17 protein-coding genes and 1 pseudogene are annotated in these 21,824 nt (G+C 62.1%); 3 read left to right on the forward strand and 15 right to left on the reverse strand.

The genetic code is table 11. The features are described from left to right. Nucleotides 1-27: 27 nt before the first annotated feature. Nucleotides 28-819, reverse strand: coding sequence for a DUF2259 domain-containing protein (locus tag NKJ91_RS04965; protein ID WP_352454688.1), 792 nt, complete (start codon nt 817-819; stop codon nt 28-30). Nucleotides 820-989: 170 nt separating this feature from the next. On the opposite strand from NKJ91_RS04965, the gene NKJ91_RS04970 reads away from it, so the two are divergent. Together NKJ91_RS04970 and NKJ91_RS04975 are read left to right on the forward strand one after the other, a co-directional pair. Beyond that, a complete protein-coding gene (locus NKJ91_RS04970) occupies nt 990-2,897 on the forward strand; it encodes a propionyl-CoA synthetase (protein ID WP_352454689.1) in 1,908 nt (635 codons plus the stop codon). 193 nt (nt 2,898-3,090) lie between these two features. Then, nucleotides 3,091-3,792, forward strand: coding sequence for a metallophosphoesterase family protein (locus tag NKJ91_RS04975; RefSeq protein ID WP_352454690.1), 702 nt, complete (start codon nt 3,091-3,093; stop codon nt 3,790-3,792). Between the two features lie 15 nt (nt 3,793-3,807). On the opposite strand, the gene NKJ91_RS04980 is transcribed toward NKJ91_RS04975, so the two are convergent. From NKJ91_RS04980 to NKJ91_RS05005, 6 genes are all read right to left on the reverse strand, one after another. Further along, nucleotides 3,808-6,228, reverse strand: a complete 2,421-nt coding sequence (locus NKJ91_RS04980) for a polysaccharide biosynthesis tyrosine autokinase (RefSeq protein WP_352454691.1) — start codon at nt 6,226-6,228, stop codon at nt 3,808-3,810. 149 nt (nt 6,229-6,377) lie between these two features. Further along, the gene (locus tag NKJ91_RS04985; RefSeq protein ID WP_023676320.1) at nt 6,378-7,274 is read right to left on the reverse strand and encodes a UTP--glucose-1-phosphate uridylyltransferase; all 897 of its coding nucleotides are present in this window, start codon (nt 7,272-7,274) and stop codon (nt 6,378-6,380) included. A gap of 72 nt (nt 7,275-7,346) precedes the next feature. After that, entirely contained in the window at nt 7,347-8,297 is a 951-nt protein-coding gene (locus NKJ91_RS04990) for a glycosyltransferase family 2 protein (RefSeq protein ID WP_352454692.1), read from the reverse strand. Then, nucleotides 8,287-9,237 (reverse strand): glycosyltransferase family 2 protein, encoded by a 951-nt coding sequence (locus NKJ91_RS04995; RefSeq protein ID WP_352454693.1) that lies wholly within the window; start codon nt 9,235-9,237, stop codon nt 8,287-8,289. Before NKJ91_RS04995 ends, NKJ91_RS04990 begins: the two co-directional genes overlap by 11 nt. After that, on the reverse strand, nt 9,237-10,229 hold the full coding sequence (locus NKJ91_RS05000) for a glycosyltransferase family 2 protein (RefSeq protein ID WP_352454694.1): 993 nt from the start codon (nt 10,227-10,229) through the stop codon (nt 9,237-9,239). The genes NKJ91_RS04995 and NKJ91_RS05000 overlap by 1 nt, the downstream gene beginning before the upstream one ends. 11 nt (nt 10,230-10,240) lie before the next feature. Continuing rightward, nucleotides 10,241-11,413, reverse strand: a complete 1,173-nt coding sequence (locus NKJ91_RS05005) for a glycosyltransferase family protein (protein ID WP_352454695.1) — start codon at nt 11,411-11,413, stop codon at nt 10,241-10,243. Nucleotides 11,414-11,715: 302 nt separating this feature from the next. On the opposite strand from NKJ91_RS05005, the pseudogene NKJ91_RS05010 reads away from it, so the two are divergent. Next, nucleotides 11,716-12,768, forward strand: a pseudogene (locus tag NKJ91_RS05010) (polysaccharide pyruvyl transferase family protein); the annotation flags it as partial. A gap of 222 nt (nt 12,769-12,990) precedes the next feature. Here the strand turns inward: NKJ91_RS05010 and NKJ91_RS05015 are convergent. The 8 genes from NKJ91_RS05015 to NKJ91_RS05050 form a co-directional block, all read right to left on the reverse strand. After that, a complete protein-coding gene (locus NKJ91_RS05015) occupies nt 12,991-14,454 on the reverse strand; it encodes a lipopolysaccharide biosynthesis protein (protein WP_352454696.1) in 1,464 nt (487 codons plus the stop codon). Continuing rightward, a complete protein-coding gene (locus tag NKJ91_RS05020; protein ID WP_352448453.1) occupies nt 14,451-15,737 on the reverse strand; it encodes a glycosyltransferase in 1,287 nt (428 codons plus the stop codon). Before NKJ91_RS05020 ends, NKJ91_RS05015 begins: the two co-directional genes overlap by 4 nt. 70 nt (nt 15,738-15,807) lie before the next feature. After that, nucleotides 15,808-16,887, reverse strand: coding sequence for a glycosyltransferase (locus tag NKJ91_RS05025; RefSeq protein ID WP_352448452.1), 1,080 nt, complete (start codon nt 16,885-16,887; stop codon nt 15,808-15,810). 31 nt (nt 16,888-16,918) lie between these two features. Then, complete coding sequence (locus NKJ91_RS05030) at nt 16,919-18,250, reverse strand: UDP-glucose dehydrogenase family protein (protein WP_352454697.1); 1,332 nt, start codon at nt 18,248-18,250, stop codon at nt 16,919-16,921. Between the two features lie 85 nt (nt 18,251-18,335). Then, complete coding sequence (exoK, locus tag NKJ91_RS05035) at nt 18,336-19,202, reverse strand: endo-1,3-1,4-beta-glycanase ExoK (RefSeq protein WP_502903557.1); 867 nt, start codon at nt 19,200-19,202, stop codon at nt 18,336-18,338. A 133-nt stretch (nt 19,203-19,335) separates the two neighbouring features. Further along, on the reverse strand, nt 19,336-19,737 hold the full coding sequence (locus NKJ91_RS05040) for a hypothetical protein (RefSeq protein WP_352454698.1): 402 nt from the start codon (nt 19,735-19,737) through the stop codon (nt 19,336-19,338). A gap of 269 nt (nt 19,738-20,006) precedes the next feature. Then, nucleotides 20,007-21,029: a glycosyltransferase family 2 protein gene (locus NKJ91_RS05045; RefSeq protein ID WP_352454699.1), complete on the reverse strand. Its 1,023-nt coding sequence runs from the start codon at nt 21,027-21,029 to the stop codon at nt 20,007-20,009. Between the two features lie 455 nt (nt 21,030-21,484). After that, a complete protein-coding gene (locus NKJ91_RS05050; RefSeq protein ID WP_352454700.1) occupies nt 21,485-21,805 on the reverse strand; it encodes an exopolysaccharide production repressor protein in 321 nt (106 codons plus the stop codon). Nucleotides 21,806-21,824: the final 19 nt, after the last annotated feature.

Below are 21,824 nucleotides of genomic sequence, written 5' to 3' on the forward strand. Positions count from 1 at the left end.
TAGCGGACTACGTCTCAGCGCGTTGCCTCAGTGCGCCTGGCCAGTCACGGCGATGAAACGGCGGTCGCGCCCTTCAAATCCCTGGCTGAAGCGCTGCACGAGCACCGCAAGCACGCCCGGTTTTCCATCCGGGGTGAATGCGTAAGATTCCGACAGGCTGTAGGAAGTCGGGCAATTCCTCGAACCGGGCACCGCCTTGTCCTCATGCAGCAGCTTGATCGGCTTGCCGTCCTGACCCTGCAGCGTCAGGCGAAAGCCGAGCGCCTTGCCGGTCGTTTCGCCTTGCAGCGTCGCGTCGAAACTCGCTGAACAATCCGCCGTGCTGTCGGCACGGATCTGCTCGAGCTGGATGGTGCCAAGCTCGTCATAGGCCGGCGAAAGCCATTTTTGCGAAACCTGCTCGAGGCGCGCAATGTCATTGTAGGCGACCATGTCGTCGGGAAAGGTGAACCTGTCCAAGGCAGTCCGCTCGCCGCGCGGCGCGATGGCATATTTGGCCAGCAAGGGCGCCGCCAGTTCGGCGGCCTGTGCCCTCGCCTGCGCAAGCGTCAATGTCGAATCCTCCGTCTCGTCGGCGATGACGATCGGCTTGCCGCCGACGAACTCATCGGTCCGCGTGTCGATTATGTCGATCTCCGACCAGCCCGAATCCGAAGCACCGGCATCGAGCGTGCCGTACTGTTCGAAGGCGAAGTAGTTGCCGTCTGGCGAAAAGCCGATGACGCGCCGAGCCGCCGCGTCGCCTGCCTGAGCAGCTGAAGCGAGCACCACCGCCAGCGTCGCAACCGCGGCAAACCCAAGCTCATATCGCAATTTCATCGCGCCCTGCCCCTAATGCCGAAAATTCGAACGATACCGGCCCCCAGACCACCATGACCCGCACTTGCGGCCAAGTTAGAACGACGGCAAACGAAACGCACAAATACATGGTTACACAAACCAGCATACGCTATTTCAAGGACAGCAAACATTCCTGGGGAGGAAGCTGGATGGCGTCACGCTACCACGAGGTCTATGACGGCTGGAAACGCGACCCGGAAAAATTCTGGGCCGATGCCGCCGGCGCAATCGACTGGTTCTCGCCCTTCGAGACGGTGTTCGACGCCAATGCCGGCGTCTATGGCAGGTGGTTCGTTGGCGCCTCGTGCAACACCTGCTTCAATGCCGTCGATCGTCATGTGGCGGGCGGCCGTGCCGACCAGATCGCGTTGATCCATGACAGCGCGATTTCGGGCACAATCAGGAAATTCACGTATGCCGAGTTGAAGCGCGAGGTGGTCGCGCTGACCTCGGTGCTCAAGAATCGTGGCATCCAAAAAGGCGATCGCGTCATCATCTACATGCCGATGGTACCGGAAGCAGCCTTCGCCATGCTTGCCTGTGCGCGGATCGGCGCCGTGCATTCGGTGGTCTTCGGCGGCTTTGCCTCGCATGAGCTCGCCACCCGCATCGACGACGCCAAGCCGAAGCTGATCATCTCCGCTTCCTGCGGCCTGGAACCAGGGCGCGTCGTTGCCTATAAGCCGCTGCTCGACAAGGCGATCGAGATGTCGCGGCACAAGCCGGAAAGCTGCCTTATCCTGCAGCGCGACCAACTGCGCTGCGAACTCAGGGAAAACCACGATATCGACTATGCCGACGCCGTGGCGCGGGAGCGGGCCGCGGGTGCCAATGTCGACTGTGTTCCGGTGCTTGCCACCGATCCGCTCTACATCATCTACACGTCGGGCACGACCGGCCAGCCGAAGGGAATCGTGCGTGACAATGGCGGCCATATGGTCGCGCTGAAATGGTCGATGGAAAACGAGTTCGGCGTCAAACCGGGCGAAGTGTTCTGGGCGGCTTCCGATGTCGGCTGGGTGGTCGGCCATTCCTATATCGTCTACGGCCCGCTGCTGCATGGCTGCACAACGATCCTGTTCGAGGGCAAGCCGGTCGGCACGCCCGATGCCGGCACCTATTGGCGTGTGATCGCCGAGCATGGCGTCGTCGCGCTGTTCACCGCGCCAACCGCCTTTCGCGCCATCAAAGGACAGGACCCGAAGGGCGAATTCGTCCCGAAATACGACCTGTCCAAATTCCGGACGCTGTTCCTCGCCGGCGAGCGCGCCGATCCGGAAACCATCAAATGGGCGGAGCAGAAATTGACCGTGCCGGTGATCGACCATTGGTGGCAGACCGAGACCGGCTCGCCGATGACCATCAACCCCGCCGGACTGGGCCTGCTGCCGGTCAAATACGGCTCGCCCGGCGTGCCGATGCCCGGTTATGACATCCGCGTGCTCGACGATGCCGGGCATGAGGTCAAGCGTGGTACGCTTGGCAATGTCGTGGTGAGATTGCCGTTGCCCCCCGGCTGCCTGCCGACGCTGTGGAATGCCGACGAGCGGTTTCGCCAAGCCTATCTCGACGAGTTCCCCGGCTTCTACAAAACCGCGGATGCCGGCATGATGGACGAGGATGGCTATCTCTATGTCATGGCTCGCACCGACGACATCATCAATGTCGCCGGCCACCGGCTATCGACCGGCGCCATGGAGGAGGTTGTGGCCGCGCATCCCGACGTCGCCGAATGCGCCGTCGTCGGTATTGCCGATGCTATGAAAGGCCAGGTTCCACTCGGCTTCGTCGTGCTGAATGCCGGCGTCGACCGCGACGCCGGCATCATCGAAAATGAGGTTGTCACCCTGGTGCGCGAACGGATCGGCCCGGTCGCTGCCTTCAAGACGGTGGTGACGATCAAGCGCCTGCCGAAGACGCGCTCCGGCAAGATCCTGCGCGGCACCATGCAGAAGATCGCCGACAAGGAGGAATGGGCCATGCCGGCAACGATCGACGACCCGGCCATCCTCGACGAGATCACCGCCGCGCTGAACCGGCGCGGCATCGGCCTGTAAGGGGCGCCGAAGCCGAGTTGCGTCCGAAGCTCCGGTATGGAACGACCGGCGCCGGACGTGGTATCCACGCGCGGTGTCGTCATGTTGTTTCGGAATCGAGACGCACCCACAGCCATGCGAGATGCCATACGTGACCCTGTTCCAGCGATCGAAAAAGCCCCAGGCCGCGGCACGCCAGCGGCCGGAGATCGATATGCGGGGCGCAGTCGTCTATGCGATCGGCGACGTGCATGGCTGCTACAAGGAACTCCGCGCCCTGGAGCAGAAGATCCTGCTCGATTCGGCGCCCTTCGAAGGGCGCAAGCTCATCATCATGCTTGGCGACTACGTCGATCGTGGACCCCAGTCGGCGCGTGTGCTCGATCATCTGCTGGCGCCACCGCTCCATGATTTCCAGCGCATCTGCCTTGCCGGCAACCACGAAGTCGTGATGCTGAACTACGTCGACGGGATCATTTCGAGAGAGTCGTGGCTGGCGATAGGCGGCCTGCAAACGCTGTTTTCCTACGGCGTCGACCCGTCGCGCATGGCCGATCTCTATGGGTCAAGCGAGGAGGTCGACAAGCGCATTCGGGAAGTCATTCCAGCCGACCACATTAGCTTCATGCGCGCGCTGCCGGTCATGGTCTGTTCGGCGAAATTCGTGTTCGTCCATGCCGGCATCAGGCCCGGCATCGACCTCGCCGCGCAGGACGAAGACGACCTGCTGAATATCCGTTCGGACTTCTTCGACGCTGCGCATCTTCTCGACCGCTATGTCGTGCACGGACATACGCCGGTCGACACTCCGAAGCTCGAGGGACGCCGGCTTGGCATAGACACCGGCGCCTTCCAAACCGGCCAGCTGACCGCCCTCAGGATCGTCGACAACCGCGCCAGGTTGATATTTTCCTGAGCGCGATGTCGTCGCTCAGGCGGCTGCCTTGGTGCGCGCTTCCGATTTTTCCAGATAGTAGCTCGAATATTTGTCGAAGAATTTTTCCGAGCCGCCGATCGCGCCATATTTGGCCAGCTTCTTCAGTTCGACCTTATTCAGCACCGCGCCAATGATCTTCTTGGCGATGTAGGGCTCCGAGCTGAGCATGGATTGCACCATTGCACGCGGCGTGCGTCCCCACTCGGTGACCAGCACGAAGCCGTCGACAAGCGGAGCGAAGGCCTTGGCGTCGACGACAGGCCCGAGCGGCGGCAGATCGACGATGATGTATTCGAAGGTTTCCTTGGCGTTATCGATGAAACGCCGCATGCCGGCTGAAGACAGAAGCTCGCTGGTATGCGAAAACTGGCCACGCAGGACGGCCGGGATGATAGCCAGCTTGGTCTGCCGGTCGATCTTGCCGACCGACTGCCATGTCTGCCCGCTCACCACAGCTTCCATCAGGCCCTGCTCGGCCTCCATACCGAGGCTGCGGCTGAGGCCGGGATTGCGCAGGTCGCCATCGATCAGCAGCGTTTTCGATCCGTTGACGGCAAGCAGCCCGGCAAGATTGGCCGCCACCGTCGACTTGCCCTCGCCGGGAAGCACCGAGACCACGCCGATGACCCGGCTGCCCTGGCCCTCCATCACGACGTCGAAGGCGATCTTGGCGTTGCGCAGCGTCTCGGAGAACATCGATGCCGGGGCATCGACGGTTACCCGCATCCGCGCACGTTTTTCGGCTGCCGACAATGTTTTGGAGGGCTGGGATTTGGAGGACTTGGCGGACTTGGATTCAACGACTTTGACGTCAGGCTGACCGCCATTGCGCTGGTCATCCTTGCCAGCCTTGCCGATGACCGGCAGGTAGCCGAGGAATTTGAGGCCCACACGGTCGCGGACATCCTCGCCGGTCCTGAAGAAGCGTTCCCTGAATTCATTCAGGCCACCAACCCCTGCCCCCAGCATCATGCCAAGCGCCAGCGAAAGCCCCAGCACGATGGCTGTGCGCGGGGTTGCGGCCGACTGCGGCATCGTCGCGTCCGAGATGACCCGGATCTTGCCGACCGGGAAGGATTGCTGCTGGGCGGCCTCCTCATAGCGGTTCAGGAACGTCTGGTAGAGCGTCGACAGCGCCGTCGCCTTTTGGTCCAGCTCACGCAGCTTGACCTGCGACTGGTTGTCGATGGAGCTCTTGCCAGCCGCCAAGGCGACATTTGCGCGGAGCGCGGTTTCGCGCGCCAGAGCGACCTCGTATTCGTTGCGGTAGCTTTCGGTCAGTTGCTTCAGCTCGCCGAAAATCTGCGCCGATATGTCGGCCTTCTCCTTGGCGAGCGCGACGGCCTGCGGATGTTGCGGGCCGAAATTGGCTTCGACATCCTGCTGCCGCTTGGATACGGTGAGATAGCGGTTCTTCAGCGTCGTGATGACCGAGCTGCTCGGTTGGTCGTTCGATATCGCAGCGTCCTTGAACGCATTGTCCGAGCCGCTTTCGACGATCGACTTGTACTGCTGATAGCGGGCGCCGGCACGTGCGGTATCGGCCTGCGCGACGATCAGCTGGGTGTTGAGATCGGACAATTGCTTGTCGCTGATCAGCTGGCCGTCATTGACGGCCAATCCGTGTTCGGCCCTGAACTTTTCGACCGCCAGTGCAGCCGCCTGAGAGCTCTCACGAAGCTCGGTCAGCCGGCCTTGCAGCCAGACCGCCGCCCGCTCGGTCGCGTCGAAGCTGGCATCAAGTTGATCGGCTAGATAGGCATCGGCATAGGCCTTGGTGATGGCGGTCGCAAGCGCCGGATCGGTCGCCTGAAAGGAGATGCTGATGACAAAGCTCCGGCCGATCCGCTCGGCATCGAGTTGGGTCTGCAGTTTGAAGATTGCGTAGTCACGGGGCGATGAGGATGCGGTGATCGCGTCACGCGTCGCAGCATCAAGCTGAGTGACATCGGTTGTGCTAGCGGCGCGCTTGGGGCGGACAGACTGGACGATACCGCGCACAAAGCCAGCAACCTTCGACAGGGCCGATGTCGGAGGGTTCATGAAAGCGTCGTTCTGATCGAGCTTCAGCTTGTCGACGACCACCCCAGCCAGCCTGGCCGACTGTAGTATTTCGATCTGGCTCAGAACGGCGGAGTCGGTCTGCATGCTGACCGACGCCGCCGAAATGTCGTCGACGACCTTGTTCAATCCTTCGTCGATCAGCACGCTGCTCGTCGCCACATAGGTAGGAGGCGTCGTCTGCAAATAGAGCACGCCGAGAAAGAGACCGATGACGGCGCAGGCGGCAACCACTTTCGCCTGCCGCGCGGCCATGCCAAGCAGGCGCTCGATGTCGATGAAGTCTTCGGCGTTTGCCGCATTTGAAGCCGGCAATGGCGTCCTCTTGTCGACAGGAAAATTGGCATAGTTCATCTTCGGTCCAATTCTAGTTTGCAGGCGCTACCGCCTCGAAGGTCGGGACATAGGGTGCAAACCTTGCGCCGGACAGTGCGCGTTACGCTCGGCGCAACGGCCTGTCCTGCGTCATCAGCCGCACCCACAATGCCTCGAAAAAATGGACATTATGCGGCTTCTTCCCGACGCTGATGCGACCGGACGAATTCCTGCAGCATCTCGAAGATCGGGCCCTTCATGTCCTCCCGCGCCAGCGCGAAAGCGACATTGGCCTGAATGAAGCCCTCCTTCGAACCGCAGTCGAACATGCGGCCGTCGAAAGGCTGGGCGAAGAAGGCCTGGGTCTGTGCGAGACGCACCATTGCGTCGGTCAGTTGTATCTCGTTGCCGGCGCCGCGCTGCTGGCTGGCCAGCAACGAGAATATCTCGGGCTGCAGGATGTAGCGGCCGTTGATGTAGAAGTTCGATGGCGCGTTGGCAGGAGCCGGCTTTTCGACCATGGCCGTCACCTCGAAGCCCGTGCCGACATCAGCGCCGCGCCCGACAATGCCGTATTTGCTGGTCTCGGTCGGATCGCAACGCTCGACGGCGATAACGTTTGCGCCAGTCTGCGCATAAAGATCGGCGACCTCGGCGAGACACCCGCGCCCGCCGAAGGACACCATGTCCGGCAACAGCAATGCGAAGGGCTCGTCACCGATGACTTCGCGCGCGCACCAGACGGCATGGCCGAGGCCTTGCGGCGACTGCTGGCGGATGAAGCTCGTCGCGCCGGCGACGGGAAGCAGGCTTTCAAGCGATTCGAGTTGCGCCTTCTTGCCGCTCTGCTCCAGGGTTCCGATCAGTTCAGGATGCAGGTCGAAATAGTCCTCGATCACCGCCTTGTTGCGGCCGGTGACGAAGACGATGTGCTCGATGCCGGCCTCGAACGCCTCGTCAACCGCATATTGCACGACAGGCCTGTCGACCACCGGCAGCATTTCCTTCGGCATGGACTTGGTCGCCGGCAGGAACCGCGTTCCGAGCCCCGCCACCGGTATGACTGCCTTCCTGACTTTTTTCATTGCACGTTCCTTCTGAGGAGATCGATTTCAACCCTGTCGCAGGCGAAACTGTCTTCATTCACCTGCAGCCCTTCACCTCCCCGCCACCACGGCAAACTGTGCCGCTACCCTTCGCAGCCGGACGGCGATCGGCATGCTCATATGCCGAACCGCCGCCGGATCGCTGAGCGCCGTCCATATCGCCTTGAGCGGGGACCGCGCCTTGATGTGCTGGACCAGCGACAGGAATGATGCCGCCCGGCGCAGGCTGCGAGCGCGCCTGGCGAACGCCGCCTCGGCCGCAGCATCCATGGAATGGGTCGCGGCGAAGGTGGCATCGGCCCTGCGCATCGCCTCGACGTGATGAAGTTCGAGCACCCGGGAGATGGAACCGGTGCGAATGTGGTAGATATAGCCCGTCGTCGGCTCGACCACGCATTTGCCGCCTTTAGCCAGAGCACTGGCCAGGAGGATATAGTCTTCGCCAATGATCAGGCTTTCATCGTAACGAAGCCCGTTCTCGTTCAGGAACCGGCGCTGGAAGATCGGCTTGAGGTAGCCGAGATTGAACCTCGATTCGAAGAGGACATTGCCGCCGATGAAATCCGCCAGCGAGATTTCACGGAGGCCTTCCAGATAGTCGGCCGGGAACATCGTCTCTTCGGCAACGCCATCCTCGCGAACGACCTGCAGATTATCGACCGCGATCTCGGCGCCCGCTTTCTCCGCGCCTTCGATCATGGTGCAGAGTCGCCCGGGATAGACCGCGTCGTCGGAATCGAGGACCGCGACCCACCTGCCGCGTGCAAGCTCAAGGCCGGCATTCCTGGCGCCGCCGGGGCCACGGTTTTGCTCAAGCGCGACAACGCGTACGATGTCTTCGGGGTACGATCTCGCCAGGTCGAGCGTCCGGTCGCGCGACTTGTCGTCGACGACGATGATCTCGACGCTGATATTGCGCTGGGCGACGGCGCTGGCAATCGCCCGATCGATGGTCGCCTCGGCATTGTAGGCGGCGATCACGAAGCTCACGTCAGGCTGCACGCTTGCCCCCTTGCTGCGGCGAAGACAGGCCGTATTGGCGGATTTCACGAACCCCGACGAGGCCGCTGACGACGCCGACATGCATAATGCCGCGAAGCACGCTGCGGTTCCGACGTACGGGGTCGATGGCGACCGGAATTGCCGACAGGAAACTGTAGGCGGCCTTTGCCGCGGCAATGCCGACCTGCTTGAGCCGGGCAAGGCCGTGTGCGTTGCGCCCCAGAAGATGACCGTGCGTCTGCCCGACGCGGAACCGGCGGCGGCCGAGCCAGTCGAATGCCGCCCTGGCAGGTGGCACCGCTTCGTCGACCCAAGCCTCCGGCGAAAAGGCGATGCGGCCGCCGGCCTTGACCATCTGGTCGAAGAATTCCGTATCTTCGCCGCCGGTCTGGCCACGTGCCAGGCTGAAGCGCCGGCCGCGCAGGCTCTCAGCGCCAATCCTGAGCAGGACGTTGCAGGTGTAGCCGGTGCGGATTTCGCCGCTCACCCAGACCGGCAAGGTCGAGTGGAAATCGCCTTTGCGCATCCAGGCGGGCGCATCCGGCAGGTAACGGGCTTGCACCGGCCCAAGCACCGTCGCAGCACCTGTTGCTTCCGCCGTCGCCACCAGTTCGGCAAGCCAGCCAGCGGTGGCCGTCTCGTCGTCGTCGATAAAGGCGACGAAATCCGCCGCACTGGTATCGAGGCAAGCGTTGCGCGCGATCGAGATGTTGCGGGCCGGGGCGTGCCGGTAGGTCACCGGTAGCTTCAACTCCCCCGCCAGCTTGGCGACCAGCGTTTCGGCCGTCGGCGTATCGTCGTTGTCGGCGATGACGATACCGACGTCGAACCCCGCGGGCATATCCATGGCCGCTATGGAGCGAAGCGTGTCGGCAAGCTCCGGCCGGCGGAATGTGCAGACGCAGATATCGATGCTTCGATTTTTCCTGAGCGGGTCCATCACGCCACCCCGCGCTGCGGTCGCGGTGCGAGCAGTTGCAGCCAGAAACCGACCGACCAGCCGAAATGCATGACCATTGCCGAGACCCCGGCAAGCGCAATGTCGGCTTTGCGCTGGCTGACGGCGGTCCAAAAGCCGTAGCCGAGGCAGACCGACGCCCATAGCAAAAGCGGCACGGCCGCCAGCCAGTGGACGAAGGAAAAGGCGGCGAGAAGAACCACGGGGAACACCAGAAGCGGCACCATCTGCCGGATCTTCGGGATCATGCGGTGCTTGAGAACGTTCTTCGCCCGGCCACGGCCATAGCCGAGATATTGAAAATAGAGGCCCTTCAGCGAGGAGCGCGGGTAGTAGACCATTTGCGTCTTGCCGGTCATCCAGATGCGGTAGCCGGCCTGGCGGAGCCGATAGTCGAGTTCGGCATCCTCATTGTGGCTGAAGGTTTCGTCATAGCCGCCGACCGCGGTGAAGGCCGATATCCGTATCAGTGCGTGGTGGCCATGATCGACCCATTCCCCCGCCGAAAGATGCCGGTGCTTGGAGCCGCCGGTGCCGAGCCTGGAGTTCTGCGCCGCTGCCGCTGCTTTCTGAACCATGCCGCTGCCACTGGTCAGCATCGAGACAACGACCGAATCCGCACCGGTGGCCTGCGCTTCTTCGACCAGCCGGTTGCAATAATCCGCAGGATAGCCGCCATGCGCGTCGATGCGAATGAGATAGTCGACGCCTTCCCCGAACCTGGCGACGGCGAGATTGATTGCCGCGCTCTGCAAGCGCTTTTCATTGTGCAGCAGGATCACCCGCTGATCTTTTGCGGCGATGTCCGCGACGATCGTCCTGGTGCCGTCCGTGCTGCCGCCATCGGCAACGATGATCACGGCGCCCAGCCTCTCGGCCGCAGGGCGGAGATCTCGAAGCAACGCGCCGATATGGGCCGCTTCGTTCAGGCACGGAACCACGATCATGCAGGATGGAATTTCGGTTTGCGTCATCGGCAGTCCTTCTATGCCAATGCTTCGGCAGCATATGGACCGGGAGCCGCAGTCAGCCCGCGGAGCTTTTCGACGAGCGCCCGGCAATCGGCGCGGTCGTAGCTCCAGGTGCGCGGATTTCGGGCGAGAACACGCTCCCTCAATGTCCCGAACCGATGCTGCTCCATCGTGCCGACGGCGGCTTCGAGCGCCTCGGGCGCGGCTTCTGGCAAAAGAACCCCTATGCCTTGCCGGTCGAGGAACCGGCCGGTTTCGGTGTTTCCCATCGAAATCGGCACGGCTCCGAAGCGGCAGCCCTCATAGAGCCGGTTGGGCAGCAGCCATTCGGAGTTCAGGCCCTGCTCAAAAAAGTCGATGGCCCAGGAAAAGTGGACCTCGCGGTAGATCGCCGCCATATCCTCGGGATTGCGGTAGGGCCCGCCAAACGAGAGCCAGGGTTCCGATTCGACGAAACCGTGGAAATCGGGAAATTCGGACAGCGCCGGGCGCCCCCTGAGGACGATTTCAAAGCGGCCGTCGAGGCGGCGCGAAAATTCGGCCAGAAGCTCCAGGGAGCGACGGCAGCGAAGCGCCCCGAACCAGCCGATCCGCCAAGGCGGCGCAACGGGGTTCTCCGGCGCCGCGCGGTCATCCAGCGAGGCCGCGGCTGGCTCGAAATACTTGTTTTCGAGCAGTTCGACCGGGGCGGCAATCTGTCCGAACGGCTTGAAATAGTTGGCGATGAAGGCCGGAGAGCTGGTCACCAGAAGCTTCACATCCCTGGCCAGGAAGCGTTCTGCGCCGCGCATCGCCCAGCCCAGCGGATCGTCGCGAAGCAGCAGGCGATGGATATCCAGGCACTCGTAGACGATCGGCACCGTTGCCTGGAAAGCCGACCTGGCGCGGCGGGCAAGCGCCAGCATTTCCAGATTGCGCGCGATAATGAGGTCGGGCCGTGGCATTGAGCCCAGCTTCGAGCCGGTCGAGACGACTGCCTTCATGATCGCGGCCAGACGTTGGGCGAATCGGCCATCACGAGTCGGGCCGAGATCGATCGGCTGCAAGCCCTCGACATCAGCAACTGCGCTTGCCGTACGACGAAAGCCCGCCAGCGTAACCTGGGCGCCGCCTGCCTTGAGCATTATGATCCGCCGGCGCACTGCCGGGTCGGAGACGTCGTGTACCAAGTACAAGACATGCAGCATGAAAACTCGACCGCTGTTGGCCCGCCCGCGACAATGCTAGTACAGCTCTTGCTGCATCGCAACATTTTTGGTTGCAGCGTAGCAAAGATCCCCGTTTTTTGTTGCACTGCAAAATCGATGGGTTAATCTCGCTCTGCTTGGGCCACATGGACCGCGCGTTGGCCTGCCATCGGGCTGCGCGCCAATAATCACGACGCGAGAACCATCCTTGGCGTGCAGCATTTTCGGCCAACCCGCCTGCAATCCGCCCCTTCGCACCCGTCGATGGAAGCACGGGACTACTCACGAAATGAGGTCATTCCATGAAGATCGCGGTTGAAAACACCGTCTGCCTGAATACCGGGGATGCAGCGATTCTCCTGGCGATCCGCCATGTTTTCAAGACGATCGTGCTAGACGATATCCAGTTCTACGTCTTCGACAGCCAGCCGGAGGTGGCGGCGAGGCTCTACACGAAGAAAGAGTATCCTGATCTCGAATTCCACAAGCTGCTGTCGGAATCGCTGTTCCGCTACAAATACGGCAGTGGGCTGAAGAACCTGTTCAAGCCGATCTACAATCGGCTCGTCCTCAACGCCCTGCGGCGGTTCGGCATCCGCGGCGTTCTCGGGCGTTTGTTCAGCTCAAGCACTCGCCGTGGTCTCGAGATCTACAAAGACGCCGACCTCGTGGTCACGACAGGCGGAACCTATCTTGTCGAGACTTACAATCTGGAACGGCGACTCAATCAATTCCGGATCGACGCGATTCTGGGCAAGGACCCCGTCTTCTTCACGCAATCGCTCGGCCCGTTCAACAAAAGTTACAATCGCCAGGAGTTGAGCCCAATCTTCGATCGGAGCCCGCTCATCCTGCTGCGCGACGAACGTTCGCGAGGCCACATTGTGGACATGGTGAAAGACCCCGGCAAATGCCACGTCGTGGCCGACGCCGTCTTTGCCCTGGCCGACACCGACAGGATCGGAAAAATTCTGGCCTCCGGCCAGTCGGCGACCGTCACCGGCCGCGTCGCCATTTCCGTCCGTCACTGGAACTATGTCAGCGACGGCGAGGGCGGCATGCGCCGCTACATCGACTCGATCCGCGCGATCGCGACCATCCTGGTCAGGGACCACGCCAAGGAGGTCACCTTCGTCTCCACCTGCCAGGGCGTGCCGGAATACGCCCATGATGATTCCAAGACGGCGCGGGCTATCGTTGCCGAACTCGATTCGGAGATCGCCAAGCATGTCAGCGTGGACGCTTCGTTCCACACGCCGGAGCAACTGATGGCACTGGTGAAAGGCTTCGACTTCGTTGTCGCAACGCGCATGCACATGATGATCATGTCGCTCTGCGTCGGCACGCCGGTGCTGCCAATCGCCTATGAATTCAAGACCAAGGAACTTGCCAAGCGGATCGGCGTCGCCGACCTGCTGCTCGACATCGACACGGTGACGCCCGAGGAAGCGAGCGAGAAGCTCGGCAGACTTACCGCCAATCTCGACCTCTATCGCAGGACGAGCCTTCAGGCAGTGCTTGAGGAGCATGCGTCGGCGATGTCGGCAGGTGAGCTTTTGAGGCCGGTGATTGCCGGCCTAGCGGGCGTTGCGCATGGCGCTGGAAAGCGTGGTGAACAGGGCGCTGCGCGACTGGCGAAGGGCAAGCATGAGGACCAGGCCGATCAAATAATTGAGGGCAACCGCCAGGACCACCGCGAGCAGGTCTGACTGGCTGGTCAGCGATGCCGGCAACTCCCGGTACACGGACCAGGCAAGCAGCGATGACGCGATGAAAAGCCCCTGCATGACCAGGAAGTCGGCTGCGGTCACCGGGCCGACCCGGTGGACAAGAACGGCAAGCACCGGGACGCGCAGCACATAGCCGCTGATCGCGTAGGCCGCCGCGACACCGACGGCGCCCCAGTGCAGGCCGATGATGAAGGCGGCGACCGTCGTCAGCGACGAGTAGATGCCCCAGTGGAACATGGTCTTGGTCTTGCCCTGGCAGATGAAGATCCAGCCGGTGGTGCTCGAGACGGACTGGATCAGGCTGGCGATGCCCAGCCAGGCGAAGATCGGCGCCACCGCTGTCCAGCGCTCGCCGAAGAGAAGCCCGACGACCTGGTCCGACGTCAGCGTCAGCGCCGCGATGCCGGGCATAGTAATGGCAGCCAGCATCCAATTGGTTCGCACATAGATGTCGCGAAACCGCGCCTTGTCCTCATGGATGCGGCTCAGCAGCGGCACCATCACGCGTGTCAGCGGCTGGTTGATGTTCTGCAGCGGAAACAGCAGGAGCTTGTAGGCGCGGTCATAATAGCCGAGCTCGATCGCGCCCGAATATTTTCCGATCAGGATGTTGTCGAGATTGCGCGAGAAGAAGTTGGCCAGATTGAAGCCGGTCAGATTGGCGCCGAAAGACAATATGTCGGTATCGACCTTCAGGTCCGGCCGCGACGGCGTCCAGCGCGCCACCTGCCATGCCGCGGCCAGCGCGACAACAGCCGAAACCGCCGGGCCAATGACCAGCGACCAGTAGCCCAGCCCCCCATAGGCGGCGATTGCGGTAGTCGCAAGTCCGGCAGCGGCGGTAATCACATCGTTCAGCGCGAGCTGGCCAAAGCGCAAGTGACGGTTCATCAGCGCCAGCGGCACCGCGGCGAGGCTGCCAAGCAGCAGCGGCAAGGCAGAGCCGATGGTGATCCCGACCATGCGTTGATCGCCATAGAAGGCAGCGATGGCGGGCGCCAGGCATGCAACCACCACGGCACTGCCCAGCCCCACCAGCGCACTGATCCAGAATACCTGGTTGAGCTGCTCGGTACTGATGTCCTTCCGCTGGACCACGGCCTGCTGCAGGCCAAGGTTTTGAAGCAGCCCGACAAAGGCCACGATCGGCCCGACGGAAGCCACCAGGCCGAAATCCTCGGGCACGAGCAGACGCGCAAGCACGATGACGGAGAGAAACTGGATCGCCATCTTGAAGCCTTGCGCGCCGATCGTCACCACGCCGCCGCGCAGGGCGACGCGACCGAACTGGGGGGGCGGGTTGGCGTTCATGCCGGCTGCCTGGCTTCGGCCAGTTGAGCAACGATCTGCGCAAAACGTTCGTTGAGTACGTCCGCGTTGAAATCCTGCTCGATCTTGCGGCGCGCCGCACGTGCGATGCGCTCGCATTTGTCCGGGTTCTCGGCCACCCAGACAAGCTTGCGGGCCAACGCCGCAACGTCTCGCTCCGGTGCGAGGAAGCCTGTCTCCTGATCCTCGATCAGTTCGGGAATGCCCGAGTGATAGGTGCTGACGACGATCAGCCCGGCGGCCATAGCCTCCATAAGCGCCACCGGAATACCCTCGAGATCGCCGTCTCGCGCGGCAACGCTAGGCAGCAGGAATACGTGGGCATTGCGCAGGCGCTGCTTGACCTCGGCGTGCGGACGCGGCCCGAGGAAAGTCACCCGGTCGGCAACGCCGAGATTTGCGGCGAGCTTCTTCAACTCTTCCAGCAATTCGCCGCCGCCAATCACCGAATAGACCCAGTCGCGCCGCGGCAGGCTGGCGAGCGCGCGAAGGGCGAATTCGATGCCCTTCTTTTCGGTCAGCCGGCAGACCGAGATGAAGGACAGCGTGTCCCGGTCCCAGGAACGCCAATGGTAGCCGATCTCACCGGGCCGCACGCCCATATGGTGAACCATGACTTGCGCCGGGGGTGCTCCGACGCCGATCAGGGCATCGCGGAAAAACGCGTTCACCGGGAGCTGGAGAACGCCCTTGTCGAAGACAACCTTGTAGCGCGTGAGCGTGTTGTCATGCAGCGGTTCGCCGACATCGCGGCCGTGGAATATGGTCACCAGCGGAGCGGAAATCCGGCCTCGTTTCATGGCGCGGGCGACGCGCATGCCGTTATTGCCGAAATGCGCGACGATCACATCGGCGTTCTGCAATTTGCGCGCAAAAGCGATGTCGACAGCGGTCGAGAGCTTATCCCAGAACCTGCCCGACCATCTCCTGAGCGTCGGGCGAAAGCGCCCCAGCCCGCCCCACCAGCAGACGACCTTGCCAGGGAGAGCCTGCCAGCGGCGATCGTCGATGTTGCTGTCCTTGCCGAAGGACGTCTCGTTGCAGACGACGCCGACTTGCATGCCGCGCTCGAGGCACCCTTCTATCTGGTCGAGGACGAAGGTCTCCGACAAAGAGGGGAACTTATCAACTACGAAGCAAATCTTCATCGAATGGACGATCTTTCGAGGCCGGTCGGCGATCTGCTCGCGCGGATGAGGGATGACGCCCGTCGCCACCGTGCGAGGCGCCTCAAGCGTCTGGTGTTGTGCGTGTCTTTGTCCCAAGGCAGCTCCCACCCCGGTCAGGCGCGAGAGCCGGCTTTTGGGCAACGTGCATGGTTTTGGACGAAATGCATCAGGCGGCACGCTCCAGCGCGCCTTGCCTGGCGTTGTCGAGAACGCGGAGGAAGGTCGCGAACTGGCTGTCGGGGTTCATTTGCGGCCGCTCCGAAAACAGCTGCGCCGCCGCCGACAGCCGATCGTACTCGGCCTTGTCGCTCCATAGTCGCCTGACCGCGGCGACCCAGTCGTCGAGCGGTGCGTCATAGTCGAGCACCACGCCGCCGGCGCCAATCGCTTCCGGCAGGCCGCCGCGACGGGACCCGACGACTGGAATGCCGCTGCAATGGGCCTCGGATGCCACCCGTCCCCAGGCCTCTTCCCATTTGCTGGGCGCCAGCAGAATCTTGGTGCGGCCATAGACGGTCTTCATGTCGCTAGTACGGCTTTCCAGCCTGACGTTGCGCAGCGGGGCGATGATCTGTTCGATCTGCGCCCGATGGTCGTCGTCGAGCTTCCAGCTTTCGACGAACAGGAACGGGATTTCGGGGCATTGGCCGGCGATGCGCACGGCGAGTTCGAACCCTTTTTCATTGTAGGGATTGATCAGCGTGACGAATTCACCGGTGGTCGGCGTGCTGTAGAGCCCGGGATTGATGGTCGGCGGGATCACGGTCGAATCGATGCCGAACCTTTCCTTATAGGTGCGCGCAGTGAATTCGGAGTTGGCGATATAAAGCGCCGAATGCAATTCGCGCAGGTCGCCGGCCAGTTCGTGGAATTCGACGTTCCGCAGATAGACCACCAGCGGCACGCCGAGTGCCTGCAGCGCCTTTCCGATCGGCACCGATTTGTGGCACTGCACGACGGCGACATCGGGATCGAGCCGTTCGACCGCGAAGCGCGCCGCCTCCCAGGGAAACCATGCCCGCACGACCGGATAGCCGGGATAGCTGTCGATGACCGCTCGCTGACGAAGCAGCTTCATCTTGGCGCGCGCCTTGAAGCCGAACATGCCGTCACCGAACAGCGCCGCCAGAACCGAGGCGTCATGACCGTGCTCGCGCAGCTGCTCGACCAGATGGTGCGTGCTCGACTGAACGCCACCGCTGAACTGCGGCGTGTAGCCGTTGCCGCCCGCAAACAGAACTTTCATTGACCTGGCTCCTTGCTGGACCGCCCTAGCGTCACGCCGCCATTCTACCGATGCTGTGGTATTCGATGCCGTGGCGGGCGATGACCTTGGGGTCGTAGAGATTGCGTCCGTCGAAGATAACGGGCGTGGTCAGCGCGTTCTTCAGCGCATCGAAGGACGGCGCGCTGAAGCTCTTCCACTCTGTCACGATCAAGAGCGCGTCGGCGCCTCGCAGCGCGGCCTCCTTGGTGCCGCACAGTTGCAGGTCGTCGCGCAGCCCGTAGATCGCCTGGCATTCCTGCATCGCCTCCGGATCGTAGGCCTGCACATTGGCACCGGCGGCCCAGAGCGCTTCCATCAGCGTGCGGGCCGGGGCCTCGCGCATGTCGTCGGTATTGGGTTTGAAGGCCAAGCCCCACAGCGCAAATGTCTTGCCTTTGAGATTGCCCTTGAAATAGCGGTCCACCTTCTCGAACAGGACCGACTTCTGCTGGTTGTTGCGCTCCTCGACGGCACGCAGCAGCTTGGCGTCGAACTTGACGGCCTCGGCGGTCTTGATCAGGGCACGCACATCCTTCGGGAAGCACGAGCCGCCATAGCCGAGGCCCGGATAGATGAAGTGGTAGCCGATCCGCGGGTCGCTGCCGATGCCCTTGCGGACCTCCTCGATGTCGGCGCCCAGCTGCTCGGCCAGATTGGCCATTTCGTTCATGAAGCTGATTTTGGTCGCCAGCATGCAATTGGCCGCGTATTTGGTGAATTCGGCACTGCGCACATCCATCACGATCATCTTCTCGTGGTTGCGGTTGAACGGCGCGTAGAGCTCGCGCATCACCGCCTCGGTGTCCTCGTTGCTGGTGCCGACGATGATCCGGTCGGGCTTCATGCAGTCGCTCACAGCGGACCCTTCCTTGAGGAATTCCGGATTGGAGGCGACGTCGAAAGCCAGATCCTCGCGCCCGCGCGCCTTCAGCGTTGCGGCGATCCTGGCCTTTATCCTTTCGCAGGTGCCGACGGGCACGGTCGACTTGCCGACGACGATCTTGGGCTCGTCCATCTCACGACCGATGGCCTCGGCGACGGCCAGCACATATTTGAGGTCGGCCGAACCATCCTCGCCCGGCGGCGTGCCGACGGCGATCATCTGGATCTGGCCATGCTTGATCGCCGCGGCGGCGTCGGTGGTGAACTTGATGCGGCCGGCGGCATGGTTCTCCTTGACCATATTTTCGAGCCCGGGCTCGAAGATCGGGACATGACCCTGGTTGAGCCGTTCGACCTTTATTGCATCGATGTCGACACAGACCACCTGATGGCCGACTTCGGCAAGCACCGCCGCCTGTACAAGACCGACATAGCCGATTCCAAAGACAGTCAAATTCATTCGGTTTCATTCCTGTTCAAGGTTTCGGGCCTTTTCGAGCTTCGGGTTTCCGACCACCTTCGGCCCGGCCGGTTCAGATGCGCTTCTAGTTGGTGTTGCATGCCAGCGATTCGGGGAATTGGCAGGGCTGGCCAAGTGCGGTGAATGCAACGCGATCCACCTGCATGGTGAGCTTGCGGCCCGGATCCGAGAACGGCCCCATCCAGCCCTTCATCGTATCGCTGCCCCACAGGCTGAAATAAATCCTTTGCGAATGGGTGGGCAGCTTCGCCGGATCGGTGATCTCGTGGACAAGCTTGCCGTTGACGTACCAGCGCAGCCGGTCCTTTTCCCAGACGAAGGCGTAGTCGTTGAAGGCCTTGTCGGTGCCGCCGGCGACGTCGACCAGTTTCTCGTTCTTGCCTTTGCCGGCTATGTAGGCGTTGACCTGAACCTTGGACGTGTCCTTGGTCAGCACCTCGAAGTCGATTTCATCATGCGGCTGCTTGTCGGCGTCGCCGACGAAGCTGAAGAATGCCGCGTTGACGCCGGAGCCCGTGTCGGTCTTCATCCGCGCCTCATAAGTGCCGTAGCCGAAGCGCTGCTTGGTCTGGATCTCGGCGCAGGCGAATTCGCGATCCTTCAGCCTGCGCTTCTCGAAACCGAGCGTCACCATGCCGTTGGAAAGCCCGATCAGGCTTTTGGACCAGGTACAGTTTTGATGCTTGCCGTTCGTCCAGCCGTCGGAAATGTACCAGCGCGCGCGACTGAGGCTGGTGAAATCATCGACAAAGGACGGCGCGGTTGGGAGATCCTGGGCGCGCACGGGGACCAGGCCCGCAACCATGCTGCCGAGAACGACCAGCAGAAACGCGCCGTCTGAACGGAGCCGCTGCAGCTTGCCTGGGATCGGGCGCGTGAACGGGGTGCCGCGGGTTGCCGGGGCGGACGTGCTTTTAGGATCTGTATTCATATCAAACTCACCTTGTGCTGTGCGCCCCCAAAGCGATCGTTCGAACCGTGACGAAAACAACCTGATCTTGACCTCTGTCGCTCCCAAGCTCCGTGTTGTGCCTAAAACCATTGCGCCGACCCGGGGTGTTCGCTCAGCCTGTGCCGGAATCGGCGGGCTTCACAAAATCGGTCCTTATGTCGGGACCGGTCTGCCGCTTCTCCTCGAAGATTTCATCCAGCGAATGACGGAGATCCTTCATCATCTGCACCTGGCGCGACAGCGCTGCGATGCGCCGCTCGCAATTCAGAATCGACCTGGTCAGTTCGCCGACTTCGGAAGACCTGCGAGAGGAGACCGCTCCGTTCTCCATCGCCTCGACCAGAAAGGCGGCATTGGTAGCCGTCGTCCTGTAGCGGTTCTCAAGGCCGCTCTTCTCCGCCTCGACTTCGGCCGAGATCTGGTCCAGCAGCTTTGCCAACCGATCGAGGCGCGAGGTGTCGGTCTGCGTGTCGCGCGCCGGATCTCTCGATCGGAAGCGAAAGATCGAGGCCATGCAGTCAGCGCCCCATCATCGTCGAGCTGGTGAACGGCCTTAGTGCCCGTCCACATTCAAAAGACATTTCTTGCATCGTCCAGCTCCTCCGACAGGGTATGTCTCGGGCCAGTTCGGTTGGCCGTCCAAAATTGCTGCACCGCAACATAGATTGCCATTCCCTGCGCGGATAGGCAACCACCTAGATCGTAAACTCATGAATCTCGTTGAAACGGTGCGAGCCGACCGAAGGGTAAGGGAGTAGCTACCGCCGTCGCACGTTGACGGGCCTAGCTTTGGCTGGCCGTGCTGGTTCCGGCCATGAGGAAGCGCAGCGGCGGCACATGCTGACGCTTCGCGGCGAGGCCGGCGCGGCGAAACAGCGCATCCAGCTTATCGGAGGCGACGCCGCGGACGACGGCTGTGAGATTGGACGAGCCGGCCAAGGCGTAGGCCGCGGCCGGCGCCAGCCCGCGCTCAGCCTTCACGTCTAAAAACTTCCGCAACCGGTATTTGTCGCGGATGTGCCGCTCGTGCCTTCTCAGCGCAGCCTTCGATGCCTCCGGCAAACTGTCGATCGCAAGCAGTGCCAGGTCGGCATCGGCCAGATGCTTCAGGTCCTGGGTCTTGTGCCGTCCGCTCAGCGAATCGGCGCGCACGATCGCGCCGTAGCCACAGGATTTGATGACCTTGAAGCGCGCGCCATGGGCAACCGCGCGCGCATAGAGTTCATAGTCTTCACCCAGGCGCAGCTTCTCGTCGTAGCGCAGCCCATGCCGATCGAGAAAGGCGCGGCTGATCACCGGCTTGAGGAAGCCCAGTTCCCCGCGTTGCACACGGCGCCTGGAGATGTTGGCGTCGATGAAACCCTCGAAATCGAGGAATTCCGGCTCGGGCGAGAACGGTGGAGCAACGATTTTCGAAACGTCGGTTGCCGCGTCATCCCTGACAAGCATGATGTTGTCTGCGGCGAAATCCCAATCGGTGCTGGCGAACAGTCTGTGAAACCTGCCTTCGAAAAAGAAATCATCAGCGTCCAGAATGCTGATGAACGGCGACCTGGAACCGGCTATCGCGGCGTTGCGTGCAAAGGATGGGCCGCGATTGACGTCGAAGCGGATGACGGAAAGGCGGCCCGTGCCGTCGCCGGCCGCGTGGGCGACTTTCGCGGTATCGTCGGTAGACGCGTCGTCGACGACGACAACTTCCGCAACCTCAGGCTCGCGTAATGCCGATGCAATGGCAGCCGGGATTGTCCGCGCCGCATTGCGGGCGGCGATGATCACGCAGACCTGGAATGATGTCATGAACATGCCTCTCGATTGCAGAAGTCGTTGCGGGTTTCCTCGCCCCGTCCGCTCAATGCCCCACCGCCCATTCTGAAATGCATCGGCCCAAACGCCTATGCTGCAAGTGCGAAGCAAGCATCGCCAAAATCATCGGCGCCGTCCAGTTTTTCATTTTGCTGCGTGTCATGGCCCGGTTGGGCAGGCGGCGAGCCTCAATCGGGATGGCTCCAGAAATGCGCCGCTTGGCAGAGCCGTTCCTGCACGCTCCATCAGAGCGCTCGACTGGCAGAAACCAGTTGCTGATCCTCGCCGACCGGACGGCGGCGGGGCGGAGCGAGCGCGTCGAGGCCCGCAGTGTCAAGGAATTGAAAGAGCAGGAATGCCGACTGCCGGTGTCGTTGAGGCGAGCAATTCGTCAGAGGACCGGCGAGCTTAACCACAGGTCACATGGACATCGCAGACCGCGACCAGGCCCGAAATCAGTGAAGGCCTCTCCTGGCGCTGAGTTTCTCGCCTTCGGCCGCTTCGTTCGAACTCAGCTTTCGTTCAGCGTCGCGGATTTTGTCGGCCGGGGTCGGGGCATTTCTGGCAACCATGGCAAAGACCAGCAGAAAATAACCCAGTTGGATGACTATAGCGCAGCCGATGACACGAAACAGCGTCGTACCGAGCGAGGCGCCGCCCAAATAGGACCAGACGATCACGATCGCCAGCGCAAAACACATTCCGATAATGAACTTTGGCAGTGACATACCCGATAGCCCATCAACCGGCTCGGGAAAAAATGTCGACAAGCCCACCCCGAGCACCTCCCTTAAA

The sequence above is a fragment of the Mesorhizobium sp. M0040 genome, from assembly GCF_040323505.1.
Lineage (GTDB): Bacteria > Pseudomonadota > Alphaproteobacteria > Rhizobiales > Rhizobiaceae > Mesorhizobium.